The sequence below is a fragment of the Lentzea sp. genome (genome assembly GCF_035525475.1).
GTDB lineage: Bacteria > Actinomycetota > Actinomycetes > Mycobacteriales > Pseudonocardiaceae > Lentzea.
This window is the reverse complement of sequence record NZ_DATLEC010000194.1, coordinates 19,632-45,704: the sequence shown is the minus strand read 5'-3', so window position 1 is coordinate 45,704 and position 26,073 is coordinate 19,632. Positions and strand designations below refer to the sequence as shown.

Genomic DNA, 26,073 nt, shown 5'->3' with positions numbered 1-26,073 from the left:
CGTGAGCACACGTCGTCTCGCCGTGCTGGCCGCCGCGGTTCTGCTGCTCGGCGCCCAGCCCGCCCTCGCCTCGACCTCGCCCAGAACCGTGCCGTCGTGCACGGCGCTGAACCAGCTGAAGATCCCGGCGTCGGTCATCAGCCTGCCCACCACCGGCGGCCGCGTCACGGCGGCGGCCGTGACGTCCGGTGTCGTGAGTGGACAGACTGTCGAGTACTGCCAGGTCGACGCCGACATCCACCCCGTCGACCCGTCCGCGCCCGCGATCAGGATGCGCCTCGCCCTGCCGCACGGCTGGAACCACAAGGGGATGATGTTCGGAGGCGGTGGCTACAACGGCACCATCCCCGCCCTGACCGGGAACGTGCCGTTCGCCGCCGCGGACGCTCTCGCTCCGCTGGCCCGCCGGTACGCGACGTTCGCCAGCGACTCCGGCCACCAGCAGGGTCCGGGCGCCGTCCCGTCGCTGGACGGGTCGTTCGGCGTGAACGACGAGGCGGTGCGGAACTTCTCCGCCGGTGACGCGCTGAAGAAGACGCACGACGCCAGCCTGTTCCTGATCCGTCGCGCCTACGGGAGCAGTCCCGCCGAGGTCTACTTCGCCGGAGGCTCGACGGGCGGCCGCGAGGCGCTCATCGTCGCCCAGCGGTGGCCGCGGGCGTTCGACGGCGTGATCTCGGGCTATCCCGCCTGGAACAACCTCGCCGAGGCCCTCGACCTGGGCTACCTGACGCAGGTCCTGTCCCGCCCCGGCGCCTTCCCCGGCCCCGAGAAGCAGACGTTGTTGTACGACAGCGTGATCACCGCGTGCGACGGGGCGGACGGGGTCGCCGACAAGGTCGTCTCGAACCCCCGGTGCAGCGTCGACCCGCGCGTGCTGCGCTGCCCCGGCGGCGCCGACACCGGACCCGGTTGCCTGTCGGACACGCAGATCGAGGCCGTGAAGGCCATGTCCACGCCGTTCCGGTGGCCGTACCGGATCGCCAGCGGCGAGACCGGGTACCCCGGCTTCCCGTTCCTGTCGGGGGCGGACATGCGGACGCCGTTCCTCGGGTTCGGCACGACCGCGCCGGCCAACCCCATGCCCGTCACGGCCGGCTACGGGATGCAGTACTGGGACCAGTGGGTGAAGTACTTCCTGACCCGCGACCCCTCGTTCAACTCCCTCGACCTCGATCCCCGGCGTCCCGGGAAGTGGCTCGACCGGATCAGCCACCTCTCGACGATCCAGGACCGCAACAACGCCGACCTCCGCCCGTTCGCGCGCTCCGGCGGCAAGCTGCTCCTGCTGCACGGTTCCGCGGACGAGCTGGTCTCGCACCGTTCGACGAACGACTACTACGAGCGCGTGCGTGACGTGGTCGGTCCGTCGACCCACCAGTTCCTGCGGTACTACCTCGTGCAGGGGGCCAACCATGCGAACTTCGGCGCCCCTGCGTTCGCCGCCGGCTGGGACTCGCTGACGGCGCTCGAACGCTGGGTCGAAAGTGGACGGTCACCGGAACGCCCGGTGGTCACCGACATCACCCACGACAACCGCACCCGCCCGTTGTGCGAGTACCCCGGCTGGCCCCGGTACCGCGGCGGCGACCAGGACAGCGCGTCGAGCTTCGTCTGCGCGCGCTGACCTCAGGTCGCCGAGGAGAACTCGCGCACCACCGCGATCAACGCCCTGGCCGCCGCGGAAGGTCCGCGGCCGGCCGGGCGCGCGAGTCCCAGCGGCCAGCACAGGTCCGCCCCGGTCACCTTCACCGTGGTGACGCCGCGCGCGTCCCCGAGGATGTAGCCGGGCAGCAACGCGATGCCGAGGCCGTGCCGCACGAAGTCGACGCCGGTGACGATGTCGGCCATCTCCAGCGTCACGCGGCGGGGCACGGCGTTCGCGGCGAACGCCCGGTCGGCCACGGCCCGGTTGCCGTAGCCCAGCGGTGAGTCGATGAAGTCCATCCCCGCGAGGTCGCCGATGGCCACCTCGTGCCGGTCGGCCAGCGGGTGGTCGTCCGGCACGACGAGGTCCATGACCGAGTGGGCCAGCTCGTCGACCACGACCCCGTCCGGCACCTCGCCCGGCAGCGACACGAAGGACAGGTCGAGCCTGCGGTCCAGCAACTGCTCGACGAGCCCGACCGACCCCGCGGTCGCCGCGCTCGTGCGCACCAGCACGCCGGGGTGGCGGCGGTGGAACTCGCCCAGGAGCGCGGGCAGGTCGATCAGGGTCATCGCGGTCAGCGTGCCCAGCCGGACGGTGCCGGTGAGCCCGCCCTCGACCTGGGCCACGGCGTCCCTCGCCTCCGCGACCGCGTCCAGGGCGGCCCTCGCCTTCGGCAGGAGCGCCTCGCCCGCGTCGGTCAGCAGGACCCGCTTCGGGTTGCGGTCGAGCAGGGTGGCGCCCAGCTCGCGTTCCAGGGCCTTGATCGCTGCCGAGACGGCGGACTGGACGACGTGCACGCGTGCGGCGGCGCGGGTGAAGCTGCCCTCTTCCGCGATCGCGACGAAGTACTCCAGCTGACGCAGGTCCACACCAGCGAGTATCTCAGAAAGTGATGATCGTCAGCTTCCACATTCGTTGGACGTGATGGCTGCGGGACCGCAGGGTGGTGGCATGTCAGTGCTCGTCGACTCACCGGTCACCCAGCCCGCCTCCAGCACGCGCCACGGCCGGGGCTTCTGGACCGTGGCCGCCACGTTCCTGCTGGCGATGGCCTACTCGACCGTCCCCGCTCCCCTCTTCCCGCTCTACGTCGCCCGCGAGGGCTTCTCCACGTTCGACATCACCGTCGTCTTCGCCGCGTTCGCGATCGGCGTCGTGGTCAGCCTCGTCCTCGCGGGCCACCTCTCCGACCGGGTGGGGCGCAAGACCGTCCTCCTCCCCGCGCTGGGCCTGGAGATCGTCTCCGCCCTGCTGTTCCTGACCGGCACCGCGCTGCCCGTGCTGGTCGTGGCGCGCGTGGTCAACGGCCTGGGCGTCGGCATGATCGCCGCGACCGCCACCGCCTACCTCCACGACCTGCACGCGCAGCACCGCCCGGGAGCCTCACCGCGCCGGTTCGAGATCGTCTCGACGGCCGCGAACATCGGCGGCCTCGGCGTCGGCGCCCTGGTGGCCGGCGTGCTCGCGCAGTATGCCCCCGCGCCGTTGAGCACCCCGTACGCCGTGCTGGCCGTGCTGCTCGTCGTCGCCGTCATCGCCGTCGCGCTCACACCGGAGACCGTCGACCGCCGGCCTGCCCCGTACCGTCCGCAGAGGATCAGCGCGGACCACGGCGACCGCCGGGGCTACCTGGCCGCGGCGACCGGCGCGGTCTCCTCGTTCGCGGTCTTCGGCGTGTTCACGTCGGTCTCCCCCGGCTTCGTGGCGGGCGAGCTGCACCACCCGTCGCGCACGCTGGCCGGGCTCGTGGTCTTCACCGTGTTCGGCGGCGCCGCGCTCGCCCAGACCGTGACGGGCTCGTTGCCGCTGCCCGTCCGGCGCGTGGTGGGCCTCGGCGGACAGGCGATCGGCGTGCTGCTGGTGGTCGCCGGGATGGACGCGACGAGCTTCCCGCTGTTCCTCGTCGGCGGCGCGATCGCCGGTGTCGGCGCCGGCGTGCAGTTCAAGGCGTCGATCGGCGCGGTCGCGGCGATGGCGGCACCCGAGAAGCGCGGGGAGGCGCTGGCGAGCCTGTTCTTCGTCGCGTACGCCGGGTTGAGCGTGCCGTCGCTGGCGATCGGGCTGGCGACCCGGTACCTCGCCCCGACGACGGTGATGACGTGGTTCGCCGGGGCCATGCTGGTGCTGCTCGCGGGAGTGGCCGCGCTCAGCCGACGTGCACGGTGACCGGGTGCCGGACGTCCCTCTCGCACGTGAGGACGTTCAGGTTGCCCTCGTCGCCGAACTCCCACTCGACGTCGTCACCGGACGGCTCGTGCGTCGCGAGCGACAACGTCTGGCGTTGCGCCGCACCGCACTCGGGGCACGTGAACTCGACCGGGTCCGACTGCCACCACGCGGTGAAGCCGCCGATCTTCGTGCCACCGGAGACCTTCGTCGCGCGCTCGGTGTAGCGGATCGGTTCGAGCACGTTGACCGTGGGCACGTAGAGCTCCTCCTGGGCCGACGGCTCGGGTTCCTCCTCGATCAGCTCGACCACCGTCGTGGAGTCGCGCCACACCAGCCGCACGTCCGGGCCGTGGGCGTGCGGGAGGTCGTGGTGGAGCGTGCACAGGAAGACCTGGAGCAGGTCGGTGCCGTCGGGGAACGGCAGCTCCGGGAAGTCACGCCGGTAGAGCTGCACGGCGCCGACGAACGGCTCGCCGCCGCTCTTCGGGTCGTGCGCCGCGCCGTCGCACCAGGGCCACGGCTCGTCGATCGGCCACGACATCGGGCCGCCGATGTGGCTGTCGGCGTCCGTCGGGTCACCTTCCAGCGGGTTCAGCAGCACCGCCGGCCGCGCCTGCTCGTCCTCGATCGACACGAGCGGAAAGCTTAGGACAGGCCTGGGCCCCAGGGGTAACGGCGGTGGGGCTGATGTAGACACGCAGGCATGAGGTTCTCGATCACAGCCGTGTTGCTCGCCGTCCTCGCGGCGGGCTGCACCTCGGAGGTCACCGGGTCCGGTTCCGGAGCGCGGACCGCGTCGTCCGCCGCCGCGACGACCGAGCAGACGCCGAGCACCACGAAGAAGAGCGGGACCACCGCCCTGGACGGGGTGCCGCCGGACCACTACGAGGGCCTGCCCGCGCAGTACTGCGACCGGCCGTTCGTCGGCGCCCTGGGCAAGCCGATGCTGGCCGTCGTGATGGAGACCCCGAAGGGGCGGCTGAACTGCGACCAGGCCGCGGCCGTGCTCTTCGACTACTACGCCGAGCGCCGGGAGCCGAAGACGGGCCTGCCGCCGGTCGAGATCGGCACGCTGTCGTGCAACCAGGCCACCGAGGCCGCCATGCCGCAGGTCGTGTGCGCCGACACGGAGAGCGTCATCTACTCGATGTGGCCGCAGACCTGACGTGGGCGGGTCGCCCCGCCCACGCCAGAAGGGTCAGTCCGGTGAGGGGTCAGTCCGTGCCCGACTCGATCGCCGCGGCGTCGAGCAGCGCGTCGGTCTCCGAGACCTCACCGCGCGAGGCGATGACCTCGGCGCCGCCGTCCGGCACGTCGCCGATCAGCCTCGTCGGCTCGACCTGGGCCGAGATGAGCGCCGACTGGCGGGTGCCGACCATGCCGAGGCCCGCGAAGAGCTCCAGCTTGGCGCGCGAGTCCGCGATGTCGAGGTTGCGCATGGTCAGCTGGCCGATGCGGTCGACCGGGCCGAACGCCGAGTCCTCCGTGCGCTCCATCGACAGCTTGTCCGGGTGGTAGCTGAACGCCGGGCCGGACGTGTCGAGGATCGAGTAGTCGTCGCCCCTGCGCAGCCGCAGCGTGACCTCACCGGTGACCGCGGAGCCGACCCAGCGCTGCAGCGCCTCGCGCAGCATCAGCGACTGCGGGTCGAGCCAGCGGCCCTCGTACAGCAGACGGCCGAGCTTGCGGCCCTCGTTGTGGTACGAGGCGACGGTGTCCTCGTTGTGGATCGCGTTCACGAGGCGGTCGTAGGCGATGTAGAGCAACGCCATGCCGGGCGCCTCGTAGATGCCGCGGCTCTTGGCCTCGATGATGCGGTTCTCGATCTGGTCGGACATGCCCAGACCGTGGCGGCCGCCGATGGCGTTCGCCTCCAGCACGAGGTCGACGGCGCTGCCGAACTCCTTGCCGTTGATGGTGACCGGGCGGCCCTGGTCGAAGCCGATGGTGACGTCCTCGGCCGCGATCTCGACCGACGGGTCCCAGAACTTGACGCCCATGATCGGCTCGACGATCTCGATGCCCTCGTTGAGCAGCTCGAGCGACTTGGCCTCGTGCGTCGCGCCCCAGATGTTCGCGTCGGTCGAGTAGGCCTTCTCGGTGCTGGCGCGGTAGGGCAGGTCACGCTCCTGCAGCCACTCGGACATCTCCTTGCGGCCACCGAGCTCGGTCACGAACTCCGCGTCGAGCCACGGCTTGTAGATCCGCAGCGACGGGTTCGCGAGCAGGCCGTAGCGGTAGAACCGCTCGATGTCGTTGCCCTTGTAGGTGGAGCCGTCGCCCCAGATCTGGACGTCGTCGTCGAGCATGGCGCGCACGAGCATGGTGCCCGTGACAGCGCGCCCGAGCGGGGTGGTGTTGAAGTACGCGCGGCCACCGGAGCGGATGTGGAACGCGCCGCACGCCAGTGCCGCGAGCCCCTCCTCGACGAGCGCGGCCCGGCAGTCCACCAGGCGGGCGATCTCGGCACCGTACGTGCCGGCGCGCCCCGGGACCGTCTCGATCTCGGGCTCGTCGTACTGGCCGATGTCCGCGGTGTACGTGCACGGCACCGCGCCCTTCTCGCGCATCCATGCGACGGCGACGGAGGTGTCGAGACCACCGGAGAAGGCGATGCCGACACGTTCGCCGGCCGGAAGTGAAGTGAGCACCTTGGACACGGTGAGAATTATGCACGACGATGTATGAGCATGCACATCGGGGTCCTGTTAGCTGCGCCTCAACGCAGTTCCTCCGGCACTTGGGCAAGTCTTCCACGCGCCGGAGCTCGCCTCGTTCGCGATGACAGACCCCGACGAGTACTTCGGCCTGCCGATGGCGACCGGGCTCGAACTCGTCATGCCGGCCGACGACCGCATCAACGTGCGCTCGCCGTTGCGCGCGATGCCCGAGGACGTCCGGCCCGACCTGCGCTGGTGCACGATCCGCGGGAACCGCCGTGCTGAAGGCGATCCAGGACCGGGCATTGTCCACTGTGGACCAGGCGTGGGTGTGCGAGAGTCGGCGCTCGCGACCCGGGGTGCGGCGGCACCTCGTGAAGGACCGCGGGGTGGACCGGAAGGCGATCATGTTCAGCGGGTACCGGAAGGTCGCTCCGCAGGATGTGACCAGGCCAGGTGAACATTCGTTGATCAGGGCCCTTGAACTCGCGGTGACGCCGGAGTGGAGCGGGCGTTGCGACTCGCGTGCTCCACGCGGCCGAACTGGGCCGATGGGAGCACCCGGCCGGCCGTGATCGATTCCGCCGCGACGGTGTGAAATTCCCGGTACGGCAAAGATTTGGCGAACCACCTAGACGTGAACGCAGTTCATGTACCACCTTCTGCCTCGCAAGGCTCTCCACTCCCTGCTGCTCCCGGAGGCCGAAGTTGAGGAAGAAGCTCCTGTCCGCGCTGGCCGGCGCGCTGCTGATCACGGCCCTGTTCCCCGGCATCGCACTCGCCGACCCGCCCGCGGCCATCCCCGCCAACCACGAGGAGGCGGACGGCAGGTGGCAGCCGGCCTTCGACTACGACGGTGACGGCTGCTACCCGACCCCGGCGATCTCGCCGGCCGGTCAGGTCGCGCCCGGACTGAACAACTCCGGCGCGTTGAACGGCAACTGCCACGACCGGTCCGACCTGGACAACACCAACTCCTACAGCCGCTCCAAGTGCAACAACGGCTGGTGCGCCTACCTGTACGACCTGTACTTCGAGAAGGACCAGGCCGTGCCGGGGTGGGACTGCTGCGGTCACCGCCACGACATCGAGCACGTGATCGTCTGGGTGCAGAACGACGTGGCCCAGTACGTCTCGACGTCGGAGCACGGCAAGTTCAAGACCCACCCGCGCGCCAACGTGCAGTGGGAAGGCACCCACCCGAAGGTCATCTACCACAAGGACGGCGCCAGCACGCACTGCTTCCGCCTCGCGGGCGCGGGTGAGGTGGCGGAGAACCACTACGGCGTCTACCAGTACCCCGACCTCGTGAGCTGGAACCGGTTCCCCGCCGGGGTGCGCGACGTCCTCGTCAACGCGAACTTCGGCAGCGCCTCGCTCGCCATCAAGGACAGTGCCTTCAACTACAACCTGGGCATCGCGAAGCCGGCCGGGATCGCGTTCGACCCCAACGCCTGATCACTTCGCGACCCTGTCGAGCCACTCGGCCAGGAGGGCCCGTTCCGCTGGAGACAGCATCCGGGGCGGGTCCTCCTCCAGCGCCGTCCTCAACGCGATCGCACGGCTCGGGATGTCCGACCGCTCGTCCGGTGAGGCGTCCGTCGTGATCGCGCTGATGACGTTCTCGCGCGTGAACGTGATCAGCCCCAGGTCGCGTTCGTCCTCCGGCGTCGCGATCAACGCCAGCACGACGCCCAGGCCCGCCGCGTGCACGAACTGCGCCGCCTGCTCGACCGGGACCGCCAGCCGGCCGGCCGACGCGATGCGGCCGATGATCTCGCGGAGCATCGCGTCCGCCTCCAGCCGCGCCTCGCGCTTGCGCGGCTCGCCGTACATCAGCAGGTAGAACGCGGGCCGTTCCAGCCCGAAGCCGATGTGCAGGTCCCACCCGCGGCGCAGGTCGTCGACCGGGTCGTCGGTCGCGCCCATCGCGTGCTTCGAGGAGAGGTAGCCGCCGAAGCCGTACGTCGCGACGGCGTCGAGCAGGCCGTCCTTGTCGCCGAACAGCCGGTAGAGCGTCGGCGCCTGCACGCCCGCGGCGGTGGCGACCGCGCGCGTGGAGACCGCTTCCTTGCCCCCCTCGACCAGCAGGTCGGCCGCGGCCTTCACCAGACGCTCCCTCGTGTCCACGTAACGACGATAACACGCCAGCGGTAGCGCTGATTCGATATCGGTGCTACGTTGATTGTGTTAACGATGGAAACAGCAGCTAGGAGCACCGACATGACTCGCGTTGCGATCGTCACCGGCGGATCGAGGGGCATCGGGCGGGCAGCCGCCGAACGTCTCGCCGCCGACGGGACCGCCGTCGTCATCGTGTACGCCGGCAACAAGACCGAGGCGGACAAGACCGTCGAGGAGATCAAGTCGGCCGGTGGCCAGGCCATCGCCGCGCAGGCCGACGTGGGCGACGAGACGGCCGTGGCCGCCGCGTTCGACCTGGCAGAGGAGACCTTCGGCGGCGTCGACGTCGTCGTGAACTCGGCGGGCATCATGCCGCTCGGCACGGTCGCGGACATGGACCTCGAAGTCTTCGACCGCATCATGCGCACCAACGCCCGCGGCACGTTCGTCGTGTCGCAGCAAGCCGCGCGCCGTCTGCGCAACGGCGGCGCCATCATCAACGTCTCGTCGTCGGTCGTGGGTCTGCGCTTCCCGCAGTACGGCGCCTACGCGATGTCGAAGGGCGGCGTCGAGGCACTGACCCTGGTCCTGGCCCGCGAGCTGCGCGGCCGCGACATCACCGTGAACACCGTCGCCCCCGGCCCCACGGCCACGGCGTTGTTCCTCGACGGCAAGGACCAGGACACGATCGACAACCTCGCGAAGCAGGCGCCGCTGGAGCGCATCGGCGAGCCCGGTGACATCGCCGAGGTCGTCTCGTTCCTCGCGGGTCCCGCCCGGTGGATCAACGGCCAGACCATCCGCGCGAACGGAGGCATCATCTGATGGGCAAGGTCATCGTCGTCACGGGCGCGTCGAGCGGTTTCGGTGCCCTGGCGGTCAGGAAGCTGGCCCTCGCGGGCCACACCGTCTACGCGGGCATGCGGCAGACCACCGGCCGCAACGCCCCTGCCGTCGCCGAGCTCGCGGACTTCGGTTCCTCCGAGCATGTCGACGTGCACGCCGTCGAGCTCGACGTGCAGTCGCAGCCGTCGGCCGACGCCGCCATCGCGTCCATCGTGGCGGAGCAGGGCCGCCTGGACGTGGTGGTGCACAACGCCGGCCACATGGTCACCGGCCCCGCGGAGGCGTTCACACCAGAGCAGTACGCGTCGCTCTACGACATCAACGTCCTGGGCACGCAACGGGTCAACCGCGCCGCACTGCCCCACCTGCGCGGCCGGCGCTCGGGACACGTCGTGTGGGTGGGTTCGAGCTCCACGCGCGGCGGCACTCCCCCGTATCTCGCCCCGTACTTCGCGGCCAAGGCGGCGATGGACGCGGTAGCGGTGTCGTACCGCGCGGAGCTGCTGCGGTTCGGCATCGAGACCACGATCGTCGTGCCGGGCGCGTTCACCCACGGCACCAACCACTTCGCGCACAGCGGCACGCCCGACGACACCGAGGTCGCGTCGGCCTACGAGGAGCTCTACCCCGGTCTCATGGACCAGGTGGGCGCCCGTCTCGCCGAGCTGGAGCCCGAATGGGCGGACGTCGGCGCGGTGGCCGACGCGATCGTGTCCGCGGTGGACGCGGAGAAGCCGCCGTTCCGCGTGCACGTCGACCCGTCGTCGGACGGCGCCGAGGTCGTGAACGCGGTGGCGGACCGGGTGCGGGCCGAGTTCCTGCGGCGGGCGGAGCTGGCGGACCTCGTCTAGGCCGTTCGCAGGAGCGCGGAGACGGTGACGAACCGGTAGCCGCGCTCCTTCAGCCCCGTGATGATCGGCCTGAGCGCCTGCCGCGTCTGGTCGCGGCTCCCGTACATGGGGTGGAGCAGGATGATCGAGCCCGGCCTCGTGTTGCTGAGCGTCTCCTGGACGATCTGCTCCGTGCCGGGAGTGCCCGCGGAGTCCGGCTCGACGTCCCACATGATCGTCTTGCGGTTGTGCTGTGCGAGGTAGTGCGGCAGTGCGAAGAGCTTCTTGCCGTTGGGCGGGCGGAAGTGGATGTCGCCCTGGTAGCCCGTCTTCCTGATCTGGGCGTCGGTGTCCTCGACCTCCTTCGCCACCGTGCTCGGCAGGACACCGATCATGCGCTGGTGGTGGTAGGTGTGGTTGCCGATCTCGTGGCCGGCTCCCGCGATGTCCCTGCCGAGACCGGGGTGCTTCTCCAGGTCGCGGCCCATGAGGAAGAACGTGGCCTTGACCTGCTGCTCGTCGAGGACGTCGAGGACCTGCCGCGCGCCTGCCGGGTCGGGGCCGTCGTCGAACGTCAGCGCCACGACCTTCTCGTCGGTGTCGACGCGGTCGACCAGCTCACCGAAGAACTGGAACGTGCGGGCGCCGGCGACGTTCCACAGGGTTGCGGCGGCGGCGAGGAACACGACGAGGACGATCGCGGTGATGATCGTCGGCTTGCGGCGCAACCACTTCATGCGCCCACTATGGCCGAAACCGCTTTCCCGGCGTACAGCACCCCGTCGTCGAGCGGCACGCACCGGACGCCGCCCTTGCCGCGCAACGCCTTGAAGGCGCCGGGAGCGATGACGGCGTCCATCCAGGCGCAGGGGCCGGCGGGCCGGTGCACCTCGAACCGCACCGGTCCGTCACCGCTGTCGGGCTGGTCGTCCGGGTCGTCGGCGTCGCACTCGACAGCACATCGAGTGCGTCTGGTTGCCGCCACGGTCGGCATCCGGCCCTGCCCGGTGACGCCGGCGGCGGGAGGCATTGACCTTCCTCCCGCCGTCAGCATCCTGTGCCGATCCTGGGTCAGGGAATGGGGGCGTACATCGTCTGGATCGTGGAGGTGGAGTAGGTGATGCCGTTGTAGGTCGCCTCGTGGGTGCAGGTCACGGTGACCGCCGCGCCCGGCGGGATGCCAGGGGTGCTGTAAGTGACCGTGGTCTTGGTGGCCTTGCCCTCGGAGTCGGACTCGCCGCCTCCGTAGTTGTCGGTGCACGTGACGCGGGTGTTGCGGGCGTCGCGGCCGTTGCCGTTGTTGCTCTCGAACCGCACGTAGCTCTGCATGCGGGCGGACTTGACCGGGCTGCCGCCGGAGAAGCCGTCCCAGCGCAGTCGCTTGGTGTAGGCCTTCACTCGGTAGCCGGTGCCGCAGTCGGGGGTGTAGGAGGTGGCCGAATCGCCGTAGACCGGCGTGCCCTGGTTCGCGCAAGTCGCCAGCACGGACACCGGGGAAGCAGCTGGTGCCGCCGCGTGGGCCGTAGCCGATGCCAGACCGCCACAGATCGCCACCGACGCCAGAACCGTCATGAGTCGTGCACTCAAAGTTGTCACGATCATGCCGTCCGTGAACTGTGTGCGGCTGTTACCCGATACTCCGATCAGCCCCGCTACGTTTGCCTATACGACGCGGTCGACGCTCGGCACTTCAAGTTGCCGGTCATCGCCACCGTCATCGCCGCGCTGGCCTCTGCCAGGCCGCCCGGATGTGACAGAGTGCGTGGCATGGGAAGAGTTCTGGGGGCCCTGGCCGTCGCGTTGTTGTCGTGTGGGGCCTGCGGTTCGTCCGATGAGCCGGTCCCGGAGCCCACGCACCAGGCCGCACCGTGCCAGGTCGAGGAGAACGTGCCGGAGCCCGTGCAGCGGTTCGCCGGCCAGCCGACCGAGGGCGGCGGCCCGGACGTCGCGCCGCACCACGTCGAGAACAACCGCTGGAAGCAGCGCGCACCGCTGGGCGTCGAGGCCACCGCGAAGGGCCGCGACGTGGTCGCCCGCGTCAGCCCCGTCCTGAAGCGGGTGTGCGAATCGGGCGACTTCTCGGCCGACACCACCGGGAAAGCGCTCGCCGAGCTGCAGCCGCAGGTGGAGCAGCCGTACCCGGACCAGCGCTTCCTCGGGTTCACGATCACCCTCGAAGGCGGGACCTGCGTGCTCGGGGACCTCAAGCCCGGCTTGGTGAGGATCTTCGTCGACGGCACGAACGGTGAAGGTGGCTGCTACACCCCGAAGACGCACTGAGCTCACACGGCCGCAGCGCCGACCAGTCTGCTTCCACCACTCACTCCCCCGCCGACCGCTCCTCACCCGAGCGACAACGACAGGAGACACCCAGCGGTGGACGTGGCGACGGGCCGCGGAGAACGACACTCGCCGGACTCCTGACCTGGACGGCTGCCACCGCAATCGCGTCGACATCGACCGCACGACGCCACGGGTGTCACAGGCGTCGTCCGACGCCGGCGTACAGGCCGTCCTGCCCGGTGTCCTGCACGTCGGATGGGCCGCTGCCGGGCCGCCAGCTCGAGGTGGTGACCAGGCCCGGCTCGACGAGCTCGTAGCCGGTGAACAGCTCCAGCACCTCCTTCCGTGTACGCGGGAACACGTTGTTGCGGGAGGACTTCATCGTGTGGACGATCTGCTCGCCGCGGATGGCGGTGAAGTCGTCGGTGAGGTGGGTAAGGGCGAGGTAGCTGCCGGGCGCCAGCACGTCGCGGTAGCGGGCGAACAGGCCCGCGGGGTCGGCTTCGGCAGGGATGTAGTGGCCGATGGTGACGGCCAGCAGTCCGACCGGCTGGTCGAGGTCGAGCAACCGGCGGGTCGATTCGGCTTCGAGCACGTCGTCCGGGCGGGTGATGTCGGCGTCCACGATGTCGGCGTTGTCGTTGCCGGCCAGCAGCAACTCGCTGTGCGCGACGGCGACCGGGTCATAGTCGACGTAGACCACCCGCACGTCCGGCGCGGCGGTCTGGGCGATCTCGTGGACGTTGCCCACGGTCGGGATGCCCGAGCCCAGGTCGAGGAACTGGCGCACCCCCGCGTCGAGCATGAACAGCACCGCCCGGCGCAGGAACGCCCGATTCTGCTGAGCGATGCGCACCACGCCCGGCTGCACGACCTTGATCTTCTCCGCCAGCTCACGATCCGCGGCGAAGTTGTGGCCTCCGCCGAGCAGGTAGTCATACGCCCTGGCCGCGCTGGGGATTTCCGGATCCACCCCGGATGGCACCTGCTCTCCCGGGGCCTCGTACCGGGCGGTCACCGGCGCAGTCCGGGAGTGAGGGCACCGGCTCTGGTCAGGTGATCGGATTCGGATGGGGTCTGCACTCGACGGGCCTGACCTTTCGACGTTGGCGAGTCAACCTGATGTCGATGATGCCACCCGATCGAGCCAGTGTTGGGCAGTGCGCCGGAATGCGAACGACGGTGCTGCCCCAGGCACGGCAACAGCCGCAGGTGCGCAACGTAGGGAGCACCGTGTTCCCGCCAGCGTCACCAGTCTTCGGGCTGCCGCGCCGGCCATGCCGAGACGTCGACGCGGATGGGGGCCGCGCACGTGCCTGCTTCCTCGGCCGTTGCCGGCGTGGACCCGTGCCACAGCCGCGGGCAGCGCGGAGACGATGACGAGGTCTGTCCTGAATGGACATCGGGCGTCGGTGCGGCCAGAATTCGCTGTCGCGTCACCTGGTGTTTGCTCACCGGCCGCGAAATCGCAATCTGGATCTGCTTGCCGTTCTGGCGTAAAGTAGTCCAGCAGAACGTCGAGCAACGCGCACTCGGCGAAACGTGCAGGCGGCGAACACCTGCGAGCGTCCGATTCGGATTCCTGACACCCGGTCCGCTGTGACTGCGGTCACGTGTCAGCGATTTGTCAGCGCCAGTTCCTAACTTGTCGACGACGGGTCGTGCGACCCGTAGTGATCATGGAACTGGGGACAGTCGATGATTCGTCTTGCTCGCACGATCCTCCTCGATGCCACGGTGGTCGCCGCCGTGGTCACGCCGCCGTTCAATGCGGCGAACCGGTCCGTCGTCCGTCTGATCGACGCCTGATTCCGTCTCTACTCCGCTCGGCGAGAGGGCGGTTCTTCGTGTTTGTCAACGTTGTCAGAAAGATCGGCGTTGCCGTCGCGCGCTGTGAGGCGCCGGCGGTCGGCCATGTGGCAGTTGAGCTTGGGGGATCACGTGCGCGGACGTAGGGCCGGCCTTGTCGGCCTCTTCTTGTTGCCCAGCGGTGTAATGAAAGTTGCCGCGGGTGGGCTTGCGGCTCTCATGGTGTTGTCGGTGACCGGTGACTCGGCGAGCGATTGGCTGAGGGACGGGGGCGCCTACGCGGGGATGCGCGGGCCTGAGCAGGTGTGGGGGTCGGCCGCCGAAGGCGCCGGTCGGCACTTCGAGGGCAGACCGGAGAACCGGACGTTGCCTGCGAGCCAGAAGAGTCGCTACCCCAGGCAGGTCTGGGACCAGAAGGCCGACCAGGTGGTCACGGAGGCGGAGGCGCCACCGGCCGAGGCCACCGGGTTCGACGAGAAGACCAGCACCGAGCAGGCTGCCAGGCGTACGGAGCACGAGCGGGTCTACGCCAACGCCGACGGCACCGAGACCACCGAGTTCTCGACCGCGAAGCTCCACTACCGCGGCAAGGACGGCACCTGGACGCCGATCGACCCGACGCTGGTGGATGATCAGGGCAAGGGGTGGCGCAACGCCGCTGACGAGGTGGGGCTGCGTTTCGCCAAGCAGGCCGACGCCGCCGACCTGGTCACGCTGGCGGTCGACGCGAACCACTCGGTGTCCTACACCCTGGCGGGTGCCGCGGCTTCCACGCCGAAGGTCGACGGCGCCACCATCGTCTATCCCGCGGTGCGGACCGGGGTGGACCTCAAGCTCGAGTCACGGCCGGGCGGGGTCAAGGAGACCCTCGTGCTGGCCGGGCCGGACGCACCGGCCAGCTTCACGTTCCCGTTGCGGCTCAAGGGGCTTTCCCCACAGCTCAGTGATGGTCAGGTCGTGTTCACCGACGAGAAGGGCGCGCGGCGTGCCGTCATCCCGCCCGGCGACATGGTGGACGCCAAGGGTGTCGTGTCGAAGGGCGTGGGCTACCGGCTGAACGGTGGCGCGCTCGAGCTGACGGTGGACACCGCCTGGCTGAAGGACCCGAGCCGGGCCTTTCCGGTCGCGGTCGACCCGACGGTGCAGCTGCCCGTCGACAGCGGTTCGGCGGATGCCAGCATGACGGCGGGCGCGGCTGGGACCGGTGAGCTCGCGATCGGGCCGAACGCCAACGCCTACATCAAGTTCGGCGACCTGGTGAACCGGCTGCAGCACCACACGATCTTCGGTGCGCAGCTGTGGATGGTGAACTTCGAGGCCGAGTCCTGCAGCCCGCGGCAGGTGAACGTCCACCCGGTCACCGAGAACTGGTCGTCGGGTTCCGGGAGCTATCCGGGGCCTGCGGTCGGTGGTGCGCTGGCCGGCAAGTCGTTCGCGCACGGCTACATCGCGTTCGGGGAGTCGTCCTCTCGCTGCCCCCGCGCGGGTGAGCTGTTCAACCTCGGTGGTGCGGGCCGGGACCTGGTGCAGCGCTGGGTGAACGGCGAGCAGCCCAACTACGGGCTGTCGATCCGCGGTTCGGGTGCCAAGAAGTTCACCGACCGCGGTACCGCGAACCCGCCGAAGCTCTACGTCACGCACAGCCCGTACAACGCGACCTACAAGCTGACCGACCCGCGGCCGAACCCGCCCGTGCTGCAGAACCAGAACGGCAAGGTCAAGATCCAGGTCACCAACAAGAGCGCCGCCGCGTGGGCTCCCGGCGACTACTACCTGGCCTACCGCGCGTACAAGGCCGACGGCTCCGCCTTCGGGCAGCAGCGTGCGGCGAACCTGACCTCGACCGTGCAGCGCAACGGGAAGGTCACGCTCGACGCGACCATCAAGGCGATGCCGCCCGGCAAGTACTTCCTCGACTTCACCATGGTCAGGAGCGGTGGCACGGTGTTCACCGATCACCAGGTGCCGCCCGGACGGATCATCCTGCAGGTCTTCGACATCCCGCCGGTGTTGCAGGAGTTGTTCCCGCCCAACGGGTACCAGGCGCCGACGCTGACCCCGCAGCTGTGGGCACGGGCGCTGGACATCGACGCGCCGCCGAGCTCGAACCTGCAGTTCAAGTTCGAGATCTGTGAACGTGACACGGCCGGCAAGCCGGTCAGCTGCACGAACTCCGGGTACGGGACCAAGACGGCGTGGACGGTCCCGGCCGGCACGCTGAGCTGGAGCAAGACCTACATGTGGCGCGCCTTCGTGAAGGACGCCACGACCGAAGTGCCCTCGCAGTACTCGGTTCTGCTGGCGAACGTGCCGCAGCCGGAGATCACCGCGCGGGTGTCGTCGTCGCCGGGTGGCCTGCAGGAACGGGACTTCGACCCGCAGACCGGCAACTACTCCACGTCCGCGGTCGACGCGGCGGTCAGCACGGCCGGGCCCGCGTTGTCGGTGACCAGGACCTACAACAGCATCGACTCACGCCGTGACGGCATGTTCGGCGCCGGCTGGACCAGCGTGTTCGACATGAAGGTCGTGTCCGACGACGACGGCTCCGGCAGCGTCGTCGTCACCTATCCGGATGGGCAGACGGTCCGGTTCGGGCGGAACGCCAACGGGACCTACGTCCCCCCGGCCGGCCGGACGGCCTCGCTCACGCCCGACGGCACCGGCTTGAAGCTGCTGGACCAGTCCGGCACGACCTACCAGTTCGCGGCGACCGGCAAGCTGGCTCGCATCACCGACGTGTCCAACCGGTCGATCGTGCTGACCTACCAGGACGGCAAGCTCCGCAAGGCGCAGGTGGCCAACAGCCAGACCAACACCGCCGGGCGGTCGCTGACCTTCACCTGGACCGGCGACCGCGTCACCAAGCTCGACACCGACCCGGTCGCGGGTGCCGCGCTGAGCTGGAACTACACCTACACAGGTGACCTGCTGACCAAGGTGTGCGGGCCGACACCCGGTTGCACGAACTACGAGTACAGCGCCGGTTCGCACTACCGCAGCGCCGTGCTCGACTCGCGGCCGGAGTCGTACTGGCGGCTGGGAGAGGACGAGGGGACCGCGGCGGCGAGCGAGGTCGCGGTGAACCTGGGCAAGGACGGCGGCACCTACAAGAGCGTCGCGCTCGACGAGGCGGGCTCGCTCGCCGGTACGACCGACACCGCCGCGTTCTTCGACGGCCGCACGTCCACTGTGGACCTGCCCAAGGGGACGGTGAAGAAGAGCCGCGACGGCGCGGTCGAGCTGTGGTTCCGCAACACCCTCACCGGCTCGGGCGGCCCGTTGCTCGGCTACCAGGACAAGGCCCTGGGCTCGGCGAGCACCACCGGGGTCCCGGTGCTGTACGTCGGTACCGACGGCAAGCTGCGCGGGCAGTTCGGCACCGGGTCGATCAACCCGATCACCTCGCCGACGCGGGTGAACGAGGGCGGGTGGCACCACGTCGTGCTGTCGTCGATGGGCTCGACCCAGACGCTCTACCTGGACGGCGTGAAGGTCGGTGAGCTGACCGGCAAGACGATCGACCACACCCTGCTGACGTTCAACCAGATCGGCGCCGCGTACGCGAGCACCCCCGGCTCGTGGCCGTCGTGGGGCACGACCGCCCAGCGGTCCTACAGCGGCACGATCGACGAGGTCGCCCTCTACTCCGGCCCGCTCGGTGCGGCGTCCGTCGCGGCCCACTACAAGGCCGCGACCGCACAGGCCGACCTGATGAGCAAGGTCACCCTGCCCAGCGGCCGGGTCGATGCCCTCGCCACCTACGACGTGGGCCGTGACCGCGTCAAGCAGTACACCGACAACAACGGTGGTGTGTGGAAGATCGGCGCACCGACGGTGTACGGCGGTGACGCGGACCTCCGCCGCAGCGTCGAGGTGCTCGACCCCGGCAACCGCACGAGCCTGTACGAGTTCGACGCGCTCAGCGGCAGGCTGCTGCGCCTCGGCCAGCCGCTCGGCATGGAGACCCGGCCGGAGGACAAACCGGGCGAGCCCGCCGAGACGCCACCGGACCCCGTGCGCCAGTGCACCCAGCCCGATCCGAACGACCCCGCGTTCTGCACCGTCATCCCCGACGACTCCGGCGGTCCTGTGTTCGTCCGATACGGCGTGGACGGGTTGAGCATCCGCACGTTCGAGTACAACGACGACGGCGCGCTGACCACGGTCCGGGACGAGAACGGCAACCCGACCACGATGACCTACGACGCCCGCGGCAACGTCACCTCGACGAAGACCTGCCGGGACACCAGCACGAACGAGTGCTACACGTCGTACAAGTCCTATGCCGCAACGGTCACGAACCTCTACGACCCGCGCAACAACCTGCCGACCGAGAGCAGGGACGCGCGTTCGGCGAACGCGACCGACAGCACCTACCGCGTCCAGTACGCCTACCACCCGAGCGGCCAGCTGGCGACGCAGACATCCCCTGACGGCACGCAGACGTCGTACAAGTACACGACCGGCAGCGAAGGGGCGGTCGGCGGCGGCACCCAGCCCGCGGGTCTCGTCGAGTCGATGACGAACGCGCGGGGCAAGACCACCAGGTACGCCTACTACGCCAACGGTGACCTGGGGAAGGTGACCGAGCCGTCGGGCCGGTCGACCGAGTACTCCTACGACCCGCTCGGCCGGATGATCAGCAAGAAGGACGTCTCGGACAGCTTCGCCGCCGGTGTGGTGACCACGTACACCTACGACGGCATGTCGCGGGTGCGCACCGCCACCCTGCCGGTGACGACCAACGCGGTCACGAACACCAAGCACCAGAAGCGGATCACCAACACCTACGACCAGGACGGCAACGTCACGGCGGTCGAGGTCGCCGACGCGCTGGGCAACGACCCCGCCCGCACCACCACGTCGACCCTCGACGACCACGGCCGCACGATCACGACGACCGATCCCGAGGGCGGCCAGATCTGGTACGAGCACGACGCCTTCGGCAACATCACGTCCACGACGGATCCGAACGGCAACCGCTACGACTACGCCTACACCGGACGCAACACGCTCGCCGAGGTCCGGTTGCGCGACTGGCGCAGCGATCCGGAAGGCGCGCCGGCCACGACTGGTGACCACCTGGTTCTCACGGCGTACAGCTACGACTTCGCCGGACGGCTCGCCAGCCAGACCGACGCGATGGGGCGGCGGACCGAGTACACGTACTTCGACGACGGCCTGCTGGCCAAGGCCGTGCTCAAGAAGTTCCGCAACCCCGACGGCACGACCCGCGACTTCGTGCTGGAGGACAACACCTACGACGGTGCCGGAAACCCGACGCGTCAGGTGAGCGCCAACGGCAAGACGGTCAAGACCAGTGCGTACGACAAGCTGGGCAGGGTCGTGACCTCGACCGCCGACCCGGCCGGGCTGATGCGCGGCACGGCGTTCACCTACGACGGCAACGGGAACGTCAAGTCCGTCACCACCACCGGGAAGCCGTCGAACGTCCCCTGGGTCACCGGCAACAACCAGGAACAGGTGACCTACGACTACGACGACGCCGACAACGTCATCCAGGAGACCATCTCCTCCGGCACCGTCTCCCGGGTCACCAAGACGCGCTACGACCAGCGCGGCCTGGCGACGTCGACGACCGACCCCCGCGGCAACGCCGCCGGAGCCGACCCGGACGCGTTCACCGCGCGGCTGGCCTACGACGAGATCGGACAGTTGGTCACCTCGACCGCGGCACCGCTGGCGGCGGAGAGCGGCGGCGGTACCGCGACCACGGTCACCCCGGCCGCGACGACCGGGTACAACACGTTCGGCGAGCTCGTCGACCACAAGGACGAGCTCGGCAACATCTCCCGCACGACCTACGACCGCAACGGCCGGGTGACGAGTTCGGCCAAGCCGTCCTACCGGGCGCCCGGTGCCGCGCAGGCCGTCACACCGACGACCTTCACCAAGTACGACGGCAACAGCAACGTCGTGGAGGTCAAGGACCCGCGCGGCAACATCACGCGCAACACCTACGACCAGCTCAACCGAATTGCGACGGTCGACGCGCCGAGGACGACCAACGACGAACGCGCCGTCACGACGTTCGGCTACACCCGCACGGGCCGAGTACTGTCCACTGTGGACCCGACGGGGGTCAGGACCGAGGCCACCTTCGACGACCTCGACCGCCAGGTGACGACCACCTCGGTCGAACGCATCCCGGTCGCGGGAGCGTTCACCGGCAAGGTGGTCTACGACGACGCGAGCAACGTGGTCACCGCGATCTCGCCGAAGCAGGCCACGACGACCAACACCTACGACTCGCTCGACCAGCTGACCGCAACCGTCGACCCGACCGGCGTGCAGGTCCAGTACGGCTACGACTTCGCCGGGCACACCGTCCGCGCCGCCGACGCGCAGGGCCGCACCTCCCAGGTGATCTATGACCCGTTCGGCCAGAAGATCGCCGACAACGCGCTGAAGGCCGACAGTTCCGTGCTGCGGAGCACGACGTACGGCTACGACCTGGCCGGAAACCTGACCACGGTCACCGATCCGGACCGGACCGTGCGCACTTACGCGTACAACTCGGCCAACCAGCTGATCAGCCAGGTCGAGCCGGTGGCGGACACCAGGTCCATCACCAGCTCGTACGGCGTGGACGCGGCCGGCAACCGGACCCGCTACACCGACGGCCGCGGCAACTCCACGATCACCACGTACAACAGCCTCGGCCTGCCCGAGTCCACGATCGACCCGGCGACGACGGCACATCCCAACGCCGCCGACCGGACGTGGACGACCGGTTACGACGAGAACGGCAACGCGGTGCAGATGACCGCGCCCGGCGGCGTCGTCACCAAACGGGAGTACGACGCGGCGAACCGGCCCAAGTCGGAGACGGGCACCGGTGCCGAGGCGCCGACCGCGACGACCACCTACGGCTACGACCTGTCCAACAGGTTGCGCACGGTCAGCGCGGTGGGCGGCAACAACACCTACACCTACGACGACCGCGGGAACCTGTTGACCACAACGGGTCCCGGTGGCGCCGCCGAGTACCGCTACGACGAGGAAGGCAGCGTCCTCAGCCGCAAGGACGCCGCCGGAACCGCGGCGTACGGCTACGACAGGGGCCGCCTCGACACCGTGGCCGACGGACTGACCGGCACGAGCCAGAAGTTCGGCTACGACAACACCGGTGCGGTCAAGACGATCGACCTCGGTGCCGGCCGCAAGCGGACCCTCGGCTACGACGACCTCGCCCGGCTGAGGTCGGACGTGCTGACCAACTCCGCCGGCACCACGGTCACGTCGACCACGTACGGGTACAACCCGACCGACACCCTCGCCAGCCGGACCACGACGGGTGTGGCGGGCGCCGGAACGACGACCTACGACTACGACAAGGGTTACCGGCTCAAGAGCAGCACGACTGGCGGCGTGACCACCGGCTACGAGTGGGACGACGCCGGCAACCGGGCGAAGATCGGTGCGAAGGCGTCCACCTTCGACGAGCGGAACAGGCTGCTGTCCGACGGAGACAGCACCTACACCTACTCACCGCGGGGAACGCTGCGGTCGAAGACGACCGGCTCGCAGACCCAGCAGTTCGGCTTCGACGCGCTCGACCGGATGATCACCGCCGGGGCGCGGACCTACGCCTACGACGGCTTCGACCGGGTCGCGACCCGCGACGGCACGACGTTCACCTACGCGGGCCAGAACGACGAGATCGTGTCCGACGGGAACGAGACGTACGCCCGCGGCCCGAGCGATGAACTGGTGGCCACCAGCCGGGGCGGCACCAAGCGACTGTCCCTTTCGGATGCTCATGGCGATGTCGTCGGCGGCTTCGACCCCGCGGACACCACGTTGGGCGCGCTGCCGGACTCGACCACGTACGACCCGTTCGGCAAGGTGACCGCGAAGACGGGCAACACCGGCGCACTGGGCTTCCAGGGCGACTGGACCGACCCGGCGTCCGGTCAGGTCGACATGGGCGCACGCTGGTACGACCCGGCTACCGGCGGGTTCGCCTCCCGCGACGACGTCGACACCAGCGGCGGCTCGGCGGTCAACGCCAACCGCTACGGCTACGGGGCCGGGAACCCGGCGACCAACACCGACCCGACCGGCCACTCCTGCCAGGTGGGCAAGGGGTACACGGTGTGCGTTCCCCGCGTGCCCGTGCACATCACGCCGCCCAAGACGTCGTGGTGGTCCAGGATCGGCAAGGGCGCCAGGTGGGGAATGGGCCGGATCTCGACCCCGCTGCGGGTCGCGTGGATGGTGCTCGAGCCGACCAAGATGCCCTACGACGGGTGCGAGCGGTGGTCCGGCGGGATGACCTGCGGTGACTACTTCATGAACGCGCGCCAGCAGCCGTCGGTGCGCGACCAGTTCTGCGACACACACGCGTGGACGCCGCAATGTGGCGGTGGTGGCAGATCGCCGTGGGAGATCGCGAACGACCCCGGCAAGCGCGACGACACCGACGGTGACGGCGACATCGACACGCAGGACGACGCCGCTGCCCGTGCCGAGGCCGCCCGCATCGCCGCCTACCTCCGGGCGAAGGCGATCTCGGACAAGGCGCGTGCGGACAACGCCGCCGCGGCGAAGAACACGCCGATCCCGGTGAGCGCGGCGGCGACCAAGCCGATCCTGCTGGAGCCCGACCAGGTGTCCTCGACACCGAAGGCCCCGGCCGGACGGGTTGGGACGCAACGGGACGTCGTCGACGACGCACGGGCCGACGCGGACAACATCTACCAGGGGGCGGTGCGGGCGGCGGGCCAGATCATGCACAACGTGTCGGCCGCGTCGCGGGCGGTCGTGGTGACGGTCCACGGTTCCGAGGAACCGCACCGGATGCTCTCCGACCAGCGGCAACGGCAGAGGCGCGACTGCCGCCAGTCGTTGCCGACGCCGAACTACATGCCGGTGGACTCCGCGCACGGCAACCGCGCCACCGGCGTCGAAGCGTGCGTCACCAGTACGCATCCCGAGAACAGGGCCGTGCGTGGACCGGGTTATCAATGGGCGCGGGACCACGTCGCGAACAACTACGGCTTGCCCGCGAGCTCGACGATCAACTCCTGCCACCTGCTCGCGGCCGTGCTCGGCGGCAGCGGCAAGAAGCACGAGAACGTGGCGACCTGCAGCCGAGCCGCGAACTACTGGGTCAGAGGTGCGGGCCGGGTCGAGGACAACATGCGCGCGTTCGAGAGTCAGGTCGCCTCCGCGGTTCGGGGTGGTCAGGTCGTCTACTACAAGGTGATTCCGAAGTACTCGGGTAATCGCACGATTCCGGTCTCCTTCGAGATGACGGCCGAGGGCGTCTACAGGGACGGCAGGCCGGGGGGCATCAACAAGCACGAGGTCGTGCCCAACTTCCTCTACAACCCACAAGGATCCGGGCCCGGCCTGGTCAACCTCGGCCTGCTTCAGGACGGCAACGGACAACCCGCGCCAACAGGTTCCACGAGATGAAGAGAGACACCGTGTTGAGAACGATGAGAGCGACACTGGCGGCCGTCCTGGTCGCGACGGTGGTGCCCCTCGCCGGGGCGCAGGCAGCGCACGCCGACGCGGCCGGCAAGGGTGGCGACTACGTTCCGGTTCCGTCGTCACCGGTGGTGCTGAACACCCTGACCGGCATCGGTGCCACCGGGGAGCGCGGCGAGGCCAGCACGACCACGTTCACGGTCACCGGCGGAGCGGTGCCCACGACCGGCGTCGGCTCGGTGGTGCTGCGCATCGGGCTGCTCAAGCCGACCGAGGCGACGTGGGCCGTGGCGTGGCCGGCCGGCCAGAACCGGCCGGGCACCACCATGGTCTCGGCGGGCGTGGGCGAGCAGATCTCGAACGTCGCCGTGGTGGAGGTCGGTGCGCAGGGCAAGGTGTCGATCTACAACGCGTCCGGCAAGACCCACATGGTGGCCGAGGTGCAGGGCTACTTCACCAGTGCCCAGGGCGTGACCGGCGGCGGCTTCGTCCCGGTCGCCCACACCAGGGTGGTCGACACCCGCTCCGGCACGGGCACCACGACCGGCACCATCCCGGCCGGCGGCAGCCGCACGGTGACGCTGACCGGTGGCGTGGTGCCCGCCGGTGCCGCCGCGGCCAAGGTGAACCTGCTGGTGCCGGGCGCACCGGCGGCCGGTTCGCTGGCCGCCGGGCCGGGGACCGCGGTCAACCGCACGGTGGTCAACTTCGAAGCGGGGGCGACCCAGTCCGCTGCGGTGCTCGCCCTGTCGGCCGACGGCAAGGTGACCTTCCGCAACAACGGTCCTGACGCGGTCAACCTGGTCATCACCGCCGAGGGCTACTTCGGCAAGGTGTCCAACCAGGGCGCCGGTCTGCGCGACCTGACCAAGCGCCTGTTCAACACCAGGACGGCGGGCAACGGCTCCCCGCTCGCGGCGAACGCCACGCTCGACGTCCAGGTCGGCGGGATCACCGGGATGGCCACCCAGGGCGTCGCGGGCGCGGCCGTCAACATCATCGTCACCCCGGAGGCCGCCGGCTACCTCAAGGCGTGGCCGCTGGGGCAGACCGAGCCCTCGGTGTCCGTGATGGACTTCAAGGCCGACCTCTGGCGCGGCAACATGACCGTGCTGAAGCCGGGCACCGACGGCAAGATCCGCATCCGCAACGGCAGCTCCAAACCCGCGCACGTGATCGTGGACCTGCAGGGGTGGTTCGCCGACCCGGTGCCGACCGTGCCGGTCGAGCAGGACTCCAAGATCTCCATGACGATGGCCGCTCCGGTGGGCGACGCACACGCGGGTCTGCTGCACCACACCTACGTGGACGACGGCGGTGACATCCGCTGGGGCAGGCAGGAACAGGTGGACGTCGAAGGTGCCGTCGACTGGACGGTGCTGTCCGACGGGCAGTCCTTCACAGGCCAGCCCGCCATCACCCAGCTGTCCACCGCCCAGATGCGCATCTTCGCCCTGCGGCCCGGCGGTGCCGTGTGGTCCCGCACCCAGACCGGGCTGGACACCACGACCTGGGAACCGTGGGTGGACCTGGGCGGGTCGATGGCCGCACCGCCGGAGGTCGCCAAGCTCGGCGACGGCACGGTCGTGCTGTTCGCGTCGGACAGCGACGGCAAGCTGTGGTCCTACGCCCACGCCGGTTCCGTGCCGTTCTGGCGCGGCCTGGGTGACCAGGACCTCGTGCCGGGCACCGTCCGCGCTGTCGCGGTCCAGGGCGGCGTGCGGATCTTCGGTGTCAACGGTGCCGGTTCGGTGCGGACCATGCAGTACTACGACGACGGTGGCGTGTCGGGCTGGACCGACCTCGGTGGTCAGGGCCTGAACGGCAAGCCCGCCGTGGTGCTGCGCCCCGGTTTCGTCCCGCAGCTGTTCGTGCGCGGTGCCGACGGCCTGATCCACACCAAGCTGCAGGACCAGGGCGGTGCCTGGCCGACCGAGTGGCAGGTGGTCGGCGCCGGTCTCACCGCGGGCCCGCCCGCGGCGGAGAAGGACCCCGGCTCGAGCCGGATCGCCGTGGCGTACCGGGGAACCGACAACGAGATCTACCGGTTCTACGAGACCGCGACCGGCAGCAACACCTGGGGCGAGCAACAGCTCATCGGCGGCGTCGGCAACTCCGACCCCGCGTCGAGCGATCCGTCCACGATGCTCTTCCTCAACTCCAACGGCCAGACCGTCATGTTCGGCTTCATCACCATCAACGGCGTTCCGCACTTCTACGCCCGCAAGTGACCAGCTGA

At 69.6% G+C, this 26,073-nt stretch carries 17 protein-coding genes; 9 read left to right on the top strand and 8 right to left on the bottom strand.

The window, feature by feature from the left end:
* Position 1: 1 nt before the first annotated feature.
* The gene (locus tag VM306_RS30420) at positions 2 to 1,627 is read left to right on the top strand and encodes a tannase/feruloyl esterase family alpha/beta hydrolase (protein WP_325521190.1); all 1,626 of its coding nucleotides are present in this window, start codon (positions 2 to 4) and stop codon (positions 1,625 to 1,627) included.
* A gap of 2 nt (positions 1,628 to 1,629) precedes the next feature.
* Here the strand turns inward: VM306_RS30420 and VM306_RS30415 are convergent, their stop codons facing one another.
* The gene (locus tag VM306_RS30415; RefSeq protein WP_325521189.1) at positions 1,630 to 2,520 is read right to left on the bottom strand and encodes a LysR family transcriptional regulator; all 891 of its coding nucleotides are present in this window, start codon (positions 2,518 to 2,520) and stop codon (positions 1,630 to 1,632) included.
* Positions 2,521 to 2,602: 82 nt separating this feature from the next.
* On the opposite strand from VM306_RS30415, the gene VM306_RS30410 reads away from it, so the two are divergent.
* Positions 2,603 to 3,817: an MFS transporter gene (locus VM306_RS30410; RefSeq protein WP_325521188.1), complete on the top strand. Its 1,215-nt coding sequence runs from the start codon at positions 2,603 to 2,605 to the stop codon at positions 3,815 to 3,817.
* Here VM306_RS30410 and VM306_RS30405 read toward each other — a convergent pair.
* Entirely contained in the window at positions 3,798 to 4,454 is a 657-nt protein-coding gene (locus VM306_RS30405; protein ID WP_325521187.1) for a hypothetical protein, read from the bottom strand. The two genes, VM306_RS30410 and VM306_RS30405, sit on opposite strands and share 20 nt — an antisense overlap.
* 69 nt (positions 4,455 to 4,523) lie before the next feature.
* On the opposite strand from VM306_RS30405, the gene VM306_RS30400 reads away from it, so the two are divergent.
* Positions 4,524 to 4,985, top strand: a complete 462-nt coding sequence (locus tag VM306_RS30400) for a hypothetical protein (protein WP_325521186.1) — start codon at positions 4,524 to 4,526, stop codon at positions 4,983 to 4,985.
* A 49-nt stretch (positions 4,986 to 5,034) separates the two neighbouring features.
* On the opposite strand, the gene argG is transcribed toward VM306_RS30400, so the two are convergent.
* Positions 5,035 to 6,480, bottom strand: coding sequence for an argininosuccinate synthase (argG, locus tag VM306_RS30395; protein WP_325521185.1), 1,446 nt, complete (start codon positions 6,478 to 6,480; stop codon positions 5,035 to 5,037).
* Between the two features lie 708 nt (positions 6,481 to 7,188).
* On the opposite strand from argG, the gene VM306_RS30390 reads away from it, so the two are divergent.
* On the top strand, positions 7,189 to 7,938 hold the full coding sequence (locus VM306_RS30390) for an NPP1 family protein (RefSeq protein ID WP_325521184.1): 750 nt from the start codon (positions 7,189 to 7,191) through the stop codon (positions 7,936 to 7,938).
* Here VM306_RS30390 and VM306_RS30385 read toward each other — a convergent pair whose 3' ends face one another.
* Complete coding sequence (locus VM306_RS30385; RefSeq protein ID WP_325521183.1) at positions 7,939 to 8,610, bottom strand: TetR/AcrR family transcriptional regulator; 672 nt, start codon at positions 8,608 to 8,610, stop codon at positions 7,939 to 7,941.
* Positions 8,611 to 8,703: 93 nt separating this feature from the next.
* On the opposite strand from VM306_RS30385, the gene VM306_RS30380 reads away from it, so the two are divergent.
* Positions 8,704 to 9,429, top strand: coding sequence for an SDR family oxidoreductase (locus tag VM306_RS30380; protein ID WP_325521182.1), 726 nt, complete (start codon positions 8,704 to 8,706; stop codon positions 9,427 to 9,429).
* Entirely contained in the window at positions 9,429 to 10,301 is an 873-nt protein-coding gene (locus VM306_RS30375) for an SDR family oxidoreductase (protein ID WP_325521181.1), read from the top strand. The genes VM306_RS30380 and VM306_RS30375 overlap by 1 nt, the downstream gene beginning before the upstream one ends.
* Here VM306_RS30375 and VM306_RS30370 read toward each other — a convergent pair.
* From VM306_RS30370 to VM306_RS30360, 3 genes are read right to left on the bottom strand one after another with little or no spacing between them, the layout of a single operon-like run.
* Positions 10,298 to 11,017, bottom strand: coding sequence for a polysaccharide deacetylase family protein (locus VM306_RS30370; protein WP_325521180.1), 720 nt, complete (start codon positions 11,015 to 11,017; stop codon positions 10,298 to 10,300). The two genes, VM306_RS30375 and VM306_RS30370, sit on opposite strands and share 4 nt — an antisense overlap.
* Complete coding sequence (locus tag VM306_RS30365) at positions 11,014 to 11,310, bottom strand: hypothetical protein (protein WP_325521179.1); 297 nt, start codon at positions 11,308 to 11,310, stop codon at positions 11,014 to 11,016. The genes VM306_RS30370 and VM306_RS30365 overlap by 4 nt, the downstream gene beginning before the upstream one ends.
* A gap of 41 nt (positions 11,311 to 11,351) precedes the next feature.
* Positions 11,352 to 11,867, bottom strand: coding sequence for a hypothetical protein (locus VM306_RS30360; RefSeq protein ID WP_325521178.1), 516 nt, complete (start codon positions 11,865 to 11,867; stop codon positions 11,352 to 11,354).
* A gap of 180 nt (positions 11,868 to 12,047) precedes the next feature.
* Here VM306_RS30360 and VM306_RS30355 point away from each other — a divergent pair, with 180 nt between their 5' ends.
* A complete protein-coding gene (locus tag VM306_RS30355) occupies positions 12,048 to 12,560 on the top strand; it encodes a hypothetical protein (RefSeq protein WP_325521177.1) in 513 nt (170 codons plus the stop codon).
* 199 nt (positions 12,561 to 12,759) lie between these two features.
* On the opposite strand, the gene VM306_RS30350 is transcribed toward VM306_RS30355, so the two are convergent.
* Positions 12,760 to 13,536 (bottom strand): SAM-dependent methyltransferase, encoded by a 777-nt coding sequence (locus tag VM306_RS30350; protein WP_325521176.1) that lies wholly within the window; start codon positions 13,534 to 13,536, stop codon positions 12,760 to 12,762.
* Positions 13,537 to 14,603: 1,067 nt separating this feature from the next.
* Between VM306_RS30350 and VM306_RS30345 the strand changes: the two genes are divergently transcribed.
* Together VM306_RS30345 and VM306_RS30340 are read left to right on the top strand one after the other, a co-directional pair.
* Positions 14,604 to 23,819 (top strand): RHS repeat-associated core domain-containing protein, encoded by a 9,216-nt coding sequence (locus tag VM306_RS30345; protein WP_325521175.1) that lies wholly within the window; start codon positions 14,604 to 14,606, stop codon positions 23,817 to 23,819.
* A 23-nt stretch (positions 23,820 to 23,842) separates the two neighbouring features.
* Entirely contained in the window at positions 23,843 to 26,065 is a 2,223-nt protein-coding gene (locus VM306_RS30340) for a hypothetical protein (RefSeq protein WP_325521174.1), read from the top strand.
* The last annotated feature ends 8 nt before the right edge of the window (positions 26,066 to 26,073 follow it).

Excerpts from the sequence above, each read along its gene's own strand:
- VM306_RS30380 (WP_325521182.1), top strand. The coding sequence starts at position 8,704 with ATGACTCGCGTTGCGATCGTCACCGGCGGATCGAGGGGCATCGGGCGG.
- VM306_RS30355 (WP_325521177.1), top strand. The coding sequence starts at position 12,048 with ATGGGAAGAGTTCTGGGGGCCCTGGCCGTCGCGTTGTTGTCGTGTGGG.
- VM306_RS30400 (WP_325521186.1), top strand. The coding sequence starts at position 4,524 with ATGAGGTTCTCGATCACAGCCGTGTTGCTCGCCGTCCTCGCGGCGGGC.
- VM306_RS30340 (WP_325521174.1), top strand. The coding sequence starts at position 23,843 with ATGAGAGCGACACTGGCGGCCGTCCTGGTCGCGACGGTGGTGCCCCTC.
- VM306_RS30410 (WP_325521188.1), top strand. The coding sequence starts at position 2,603 with ATGTCAGTGCTCGTCGACTCACCGGTCACCCAGCCCGCCTCCAGCACG.
- VM306_RS30365 (WP_325521179.1), bottom strand. The coding sequence starts at position 11,310 with ATGCCTCCCGCCGCCGGCGTCACCGGGCAGGGCCGGATGCCGACCGTG.
- VM306_RS30370 (WP_325521180.1), bottom strand. The coding sequence starts at position 11,017 with ATGAAGTGGTTGCGCCGCAAGCCGACGATCATCACCGCGATCGTCCTC.
- VM306_RS30375 (WP_325521181.1), top strand. The coding sequence starts at position 9,429 with ATGGGCAAGGTCATCGTCGTCACGGGCGCGTCGAGCGGTTTCGGTGCC.